The organism is Vallitalea sp. (assembly GCF_025211055.1).
Taxonomy (GTDB): domain Bacteria; phylum Bacillota; class Clostridia; order Lachnospirales; family Vallitaleaceae; genus Vallitalea.
This window is the reverse complement of the sequence record NZ_JAOARO010000062.1, coordinates 1-6,299: the sequence shown is the minus strand read 5'-3', so window position 1 is coordinate 6,299 and position 6,299 is coordinate 1. Positions and strand designations below refer to the sequence as shown.

The 6,299-nt window shown below is 31.1% G+C and carries 6 protein-coding genes; all 6 read right to left on the bottom strand.

Going from position 1 to position 6,299, the window contains the following annotated elements; all coding sequences use genetic code 11:
• Positions 1-219 precede the first annotated feature (219 nt).
• Entirely contained in the window at positions 220-654 is a 435-nt protein-coding gene (locus N4A55_RS09365) for a hypothetical protein (protein ID WP_293755433.1), read from the bottom strand.
• A gap of 322 nt (positions 655-976) precedes the next feature.
• A complete protein-coding gene (locus tag N4A55_RS09360) occupies positions 977-1,474 on the bottom strand; it encodes a glyoxalase/bleomycin resistance/dioxygenase family protein (protein ID WP_293755431.1) in 498 nt (165 codons plus the stop codon).
• 336 nt (positions 1,475-1,810) lie between these two features.
• Positions 1,811-2,638, bottom strand: coding sequence for a GNAT family N-acetyltransferase (locus tag N4A55_RS09355; protein ID WP_293755429.1), 828 nt, complete (start codon positions 2,636-2,638; stop codon positions 1,811-1,813).
• A gap of 1,272 nt (positions 2,639-3,910) precedes the next feature.
• Entirely contained in the window at positions 3,911-4,471 is a 561-nt protein-coding gene (locus N4A55_RS09350) for a hypothetical protein (protein ID WP_293755427.1), read from the bottom strand.
• A 414-nt stretch (positions 4,472-4,885) separates the two neighbouring features.
• On the bottom strand, positions 4,886-5,155 hold the full coding sequence (locus N4A55_RS09345; protein ID WP_293755425.1) for a hypothetical protein: 270 nt from the start codon (positions 5,153-5,155) through the stop codon (positions 4,886-4,888).
• 304 nt (positions 5,156-5,459) lie between these two features.
• A complete protein-coding gene (locus N4A55_RS09340) occupies positions 5,460-6,125 on the bottom strand; it encodes a hypothetical protein (protein WP_293755423.1) in 666 nt (221 codons plus the stop codon).
• Positions 6,126-6,299: the final 174 nt, after the last annotated feature.

The following is a 6,299-nucleotide window of genomic DNA, read 5'->3' as shown; positions in this document are numbered from 1 at the left end:
TCATAGATATTGTCATATAAAAAGAACTTAGTTGCAAAATTAACTATCTGCGACAATGTATTAAGCAAAACTGATATCTCTAGCAATTCTTCCTTATCTTCTACAACAACTTCCTTGTCTAGGTTTCTTCCGTAAGCACACTTAATTGATGTTCCTACTACTTTGTAACTTTTATGACAAGCAATATTCCTCCATTGTGTTAATGGAACATTATGAATTTCAGAACAGGTAAAATCCGCTAATATACCTAATGTCTCTTATAGGGTCTATATCCATTTTTTTAAATGTATTCCTATTTTCTAATCCACCATTGAATGCAAGAGCATTTGCGGATGCTCTTTTAACATCTGTATATTCAGTCTTTTCATAATTAATTCTATTGGCTAACTGATCCTTAAATACATTAGTTATACTTCCCATTCTTTTGGCTTTAGCTAAATTAATGAGACCATAATTTATTCTTTGTTCCGCTAACACTTTTTTATACAACCATGACTTTCCACATCCACTTTCACCATAAATAATCATATGTTTGCTTCCTAATATTTTTCTATATAATACTTTTTCCAATTCAGGTCTATGTACATACATTATATTATTAACATCTGGATTTCTTGGTGTAAATACATCTTCTACTTTTCTTTTTGTAAACATTTTTGCCTCCATAATTAACTTATTTTTCTATTATATTATATAAATTCAACTATCCTTCAATATCTCGATAGCCTAGTTGAGAATTTCACCTAACGTCTCCGTATTTCCGACGTTCCAGCACCTTAGAAGGAGTTGCTCATGCCCTGCCAAGAGCTAATGCAACGACTGTCGCGACGCGCTTAGGTGGTGGAATGTGTGAGGGCTGACCCCAGAGAAATGACCCTACCCGAACGAACGAAAATACATTGTTATATGCAGTTATATCCACATCCTCCAAAGCAGCTTCAAAGGATGCTTTTATCATCACACATAAAAAATATGTTTAATTAGATTGTTCAATATTTAGTGCCTTTAAATCATAATCAATAATACTTTTAACATACTCAATTGGCGATTTAATAATTTTTGCAATCTCATCTATTGAATAGCCATTAGCAAAATAACGTTTTACTATAACTGCCATAGATTCTCCTATTTCAATAATATGGTAATCTGGATCATAAATACGAACAACTCGTTGTTGCCAATCATGTTTCTTAGGTGGATGAACATATTTAATATTTCCAAAACGTTTTAATTGTTCTATAAACCCGTCAAAATCATCTACCTCAAAATACAATTCCATATTATTTGACTTTTCTATAACAGAATCAACAGGTAAATCTGTAAGCCATGCAAAATCTTCTTGTATTGCAAATCCACCACTAAAAGTAACATTTCTACCTAAATCAAGAACAACTTTTTGATTGAATATTTCTTCATAGAACCGTTTAGAAATATCAATACTTTTGACTGCCAATAGTGCTAATTTAAATTTCATATCTATACCTCTTAATCTATTAAATTAAATAATATCAACTGCACAGAGTAATGCTCTTTTTAATTGACCCAATAGGAATCCCACGAAATGTGGATATAATTGCATTATAACGTCCCGTATTTCCGACGTTCCAGCGCCTTAGAAGGAATCGCTCATGCCCTGAATAAGGGCTAATGCGATGACTGTCGCGACGCGCTTAGGTGGTGGAATGTGTGAGGGCATTTCCCAAGAGGAATACTCTGCCCGAACGAATGGAAATATATTGTTATAAGATGTAAGTCCACAAAGCTCTAGAGGAATACCCAAGCTTTTATCCTACTTGTTTAGATACACTGTTCATCTAATAAATTGAAATGTATAATCACATACTTTATTGAAACCTATATTTTCATATATACGTTTTGCAACTTTATTACTTAATGCAGTCTGTGTTATTGGTATCTTATTGTTTTCTAGTGCCTGCTTTACCATTAACTGCATGAGTACCTTCCCATACCCTTTCCCTCTATATTCCTCATCAATGAACACTGTAGTGATGTCAATATATTTACGACTTTCTCCAAAAAATCTAGCCATTCCAATAATCTTACCCTCTACTTCTTCAAGTAAATAAATTCCATTCTCCAACTCTTCATTAATCTTCTTCTCACTTGTGATTTTTTGTATTTCTTCTTCAGTCTCTGCACCAAAAAATTCTATAAGATATTTCTTGACCTTATCAATATCTCGTTTACATCTTGTAGCTTTCCTTAAATTCATAACTTCTTCATAGTTTAAGTTCTGATATTCATTACTATTAAATTGGTAATATGTATTCAAGTACAACTCTTTATCTATTTCTAATCTATTCATTATGTAATTTACTTCTTCTTTTTTTCCAGCTAGTAAAATATCGCTATAATTAAGTTCTTTAATTAATTTTGCTATTTTATCTAAGCCATCTAGTGAGTTTGAATAAAAGCTTGTGAAGTTAGAGTTTCCATCATATTTAATATGTACTATCTCAGTTATTTCATTCTCATTTAACCCAATATACACTTCTCCAATACTATCTCTTTGATTTTCAAAGTAGTGAATCAAAAATACATTCATAATTTCATCTGTGTAGAGAAACTCTAATATTTCTTCAACTATTTTGTCTGTAATTTCTATTAATTTATTCATTAATTTAATACCTACCTTTATATCTAAATTGTTCTTTGATGACCCTCGAAGCTCTACTCCGAAATTTGTGGACTTATTTCTTATAACGGTTCCGTATTTCCGACGTCCCAGCACCTTAGAAGGAGTTGCTCATGCCCTGTCAAGGGCTAATGCAACGACTGTCGCGACGCGCTTAGGTGGTGAGATGTGTGAGGGTGACCCCAAAGGAATACCATTCCCGAACGAACGGAAATATTTTGTTAGGTATTGTAATTTCAATGACCCCAGACATCTTTTGTTATTGTTTTTGGTTTCTATACTCAAATTAAGAGTATAGTTCGCCATAATTACTCTGTTACTTCATTATCCTAGACACTTCAATTAATTTAACTTTACGATGACCTATCTAAATTAACTATATATTTCAATTAAGTACAATATACGAGTTGCAACATATATTATCTACAACTTATATTCTATTCAATACATATGTTTATTTAGTCTTACTGGTTATATTAATAAAAATAAGTTTGTTTTTTACATGTTTAATTTAGTATAGATGGAAATATAATTTAATGTAATATGTCAATATAGAAATCCATAATAAATATGTACAGAAAATATTCTATTTACTACTTATGACAAATTCAATTTACCTTGATAGTTCACGATAAAAATCTATCCTTTATTATATTCTCAATCAACAATATGCAAAGAAATATTGACGTTTATTTCTTGTTATTTTTTTTATTGATATCACCAAAGCCAGCAACAATAGCACATAAAATAGCAGCACCTATTGCAATCCAAAGAGCAATGTTCATTTGAAATCCTCCTTTTAAATTCCTATTTATATATTAATTAAACAAAAAACTACACACATTATAATAACACATATCCCCTCACTTTAAATTTATATTTTGTTACGCTAATTTTAGGATTATTCAAATTATGATTTGGTTAAAACAAAAATTTACTCAATGATAATATATTTAACCCAAATAATCATTTTTATTTTTTCTCAATTTTTTCTACAATATTATTGTATCTTAAATTAACCAGTTAATATCGATTACCAATAAAAATCTTTTACCCAATAGATTGAAATTATTGTTCCTAACGTCTCGTATTTCTGACGTTCCTGAACCGAACCCGCAGAGCCTTTCTTCGTAGGCGGTGCTCGCACTCGGTGAAGGAATGTGCGTAGCGAACGGAAATATATTGTTAGATGAAGCTAATCCATGACTCTTTGCTAAATACTTAAACCAAATAGATACCTATAAATACCCTATTCTATATCTTATCAATATAACCGTTCTTTGCCATATACAATGTTAATTCTTCTATCATTACTCGCCCCACATTTATAAATCCCTTAGGATGCCAGTTAGCTGGACTTACAATAATGTTATTTATTGTTACTTCAAACCCAGCTAATGGATGACTCAACATACTGCTGCATCCATCTATAATTCCATGGTTTATAAATCCAAGTACATTATTTTCTATTCCATACTGATATTTAATGTTGGGATCTAAAGAACCAATGAAATAGTCATTATTATATTTTAACAAAACCTTATCATTATTGGTGGGTTTAATAGCTCCAAATATAATTATATCAGAACATCTCCCACCAAAATGTTGCCAATACCCACACCAAAAGTTTAACTTACCATCAAAATTAGTATAGTGCCCAAATGGAAATTCAATTCTATTACTTTCATATAATTTAACTTCTCCAGAGAAGTCAAATTCTTCAATAGAAAACCACGCTTTAATATTTCCTCTGTTATCTAACCTACATAGGTTTTTATTCACAATCAATTTATTCCTTAGTTCAATGGCATTCATATATACTTATCTCCCAATCTTTTAAATTTACAGAATGGATTAATTTTATCTAACGTCTCTGTATTTCCGACGTCCCAGCACCTTAGAAGGAGCTGCTAATGCCCTGATTAAGGGCTAATGCAACGACTGTCCCGACGGGCTTAGGTGGTGGGATGTGTGAGGGCAAATCCCTAGAGGAATACTCTTCCCGAACGAACGAAAATACATTGTTATATGATGTAATCTCAAATGACCCAAACGATTTTTTGTTTCTATTAAAACAGCCAATAGCCTTAAGTTTAATCCACGACAATAATATTATCTTTTGATATACCAATTTACTAATCGCATTGATTTAATTATGCCATACCTTAAGTTTCATAACACCATCACATGATTGTAAACCTTGCTTATATAGTAGTATATCTTCATAGTTTATAATTTTTTTCCACATCTAACACAATAATATATTTTTTTACTACTTGTTCGAATATCAAATACTTTTCCACAATAAGGACACCTATATTTTCTTGATATTAGAAATGAGATTATCAATATGCTACATGTTATTGTATATGTAATAGGAGTTTCTCCAAATCCCATTGGTATAATAGATATAAAAATCAATATTATTGATAATATCCTGTATTTATTTAAATCCTCCATTAAATCACTTTCACTTTCTCTAAAATTGTAAGTTTTCATGACACAACACCGCTACCTAATAATGGTATTTTATTTTCACCCACTGGGTTCTATCTAAATTCAACGCATAAATCTTGTTAAAAACTCCAAAGCACATCCCTAATAAAAAGACCCATTAGTTTGAGATTATTTTATATAACGGTCCGTATTTCCGACGTTTCAGAGCCTTAGAGGGAACTGCTCATGCCCTGAATAAGGGCTAATGCAGTGAGTGTCCCGACGGGCTTAGGCTGTGAAATGTGCGAAGCGAACGGAAATATATTGTTAGGCGCAGTCAACTACGGAATTAACCTTACACTTACCTCTATTTATTTAATAAAATCGGTGTAAATTCTTTTCGTATATCTATTTCAAATTGACTAATTTTTTTATCTAAAATACTATCATCTGATTTTAGATGCTGAATATATTCATCAATACATAGTTTCAATTCTTTATCAGATACAATTCTATTGAAATCATCAATTTGTTTATTAAATTTATTGTAAATTAGTTTTTGTAATGCTAGCGTGAAATTCTTAGTTAATTCCCCTTTACTTTCATGTCCTGTAAATGGATCTAAAATCTTGGGTATATAAATTATATTCCATCCTGCCATAAATGCTAAAGGATTCTTTGTTCTTCCAAAAACATGTGATACTTGATAGTTTGATATATCTTTATTCCGTTTTAACCCAGTTAACTGTTGTATTAATCTCTGTGGATTTGCGTTGTTTGTTGGGTCTTTTTTCACTTTATTATTATTAAATATATGCTTATAAGCATTGATATATAAATTCGTACCTAAAGCATCTCTACCATACCCCCTGATTACAACTTCCTTATCATTCATCAACTCGTTTTTTAAATGTTGCCAATTTTTTTCTATGATAGTTGCATCAATAGTTATTATTGAATCAAGACCATATGATATGATATCGCTTTCATTGATATTAAAATAATTAAAAAAATCCTTATATCCATCTTTCATATTTTATCTCCTATACTAGTAGTTTATTGCGACTAACGTTTTCGTATTGCCGACGTTCACTCTGACCTCAAAGCCTTTCCCTAAAGTGAGTGCATGTGCGTAGCGAACGGCAATACGTTGTTAGGTGATGTAATCTACGGAAGCTTATCAACTATAAAAAAATACCTTTAGTGT

What these genes read in the sequence shown, in the direction of transcription:
- N4A55_RS09365 (WP_293755433.1), bottom strand. Translation starts at nt 654, where the DNA reads ATGTTTACAAAAAGAAAAGTAGAAGATGTATTTACACCAAGAAATCCA.
- N4A55_RS09360 (WP_293755431.1), bottom strand. Translation starts at nt 1,474, where the DNA reads ATGAAATTTAAATTAGCACTATTGGCAGTCAAAAGTATTGATATTTCT.
- N4A55_RS09355 (WP_293755429.1), bottom strand. Translation starts at nt 2,638, where the DNA reads ATGAATAAATTAATAGAAATTACAGACAAAATAGTTGAAGAAATATTA.
- N4A55_RS09350 (WP_293755427.1), bottom strand. Translation starts at nt 4,471, where the DNA reads ATGAATGCCATTGAACTAAGGAATAAATTGATTGTGAATAAAAACCTA.
- N4A55_RS09345 (WP_293755425.1), bottom strand. Translation starts at nt 5,155, where the DNA reads ATGAAAACTTACAATTTTAGAGAAAGTGAAAGTGATTTAATGGAGGAT.
- N4A55_RS09340 (WP_293755423.1), bottom strand. Translation starts at nt 6,125, where the DNA reads ATGAAAGATGGATATAAGGATTTTTTTAATTATTTTAATATCAATGAA.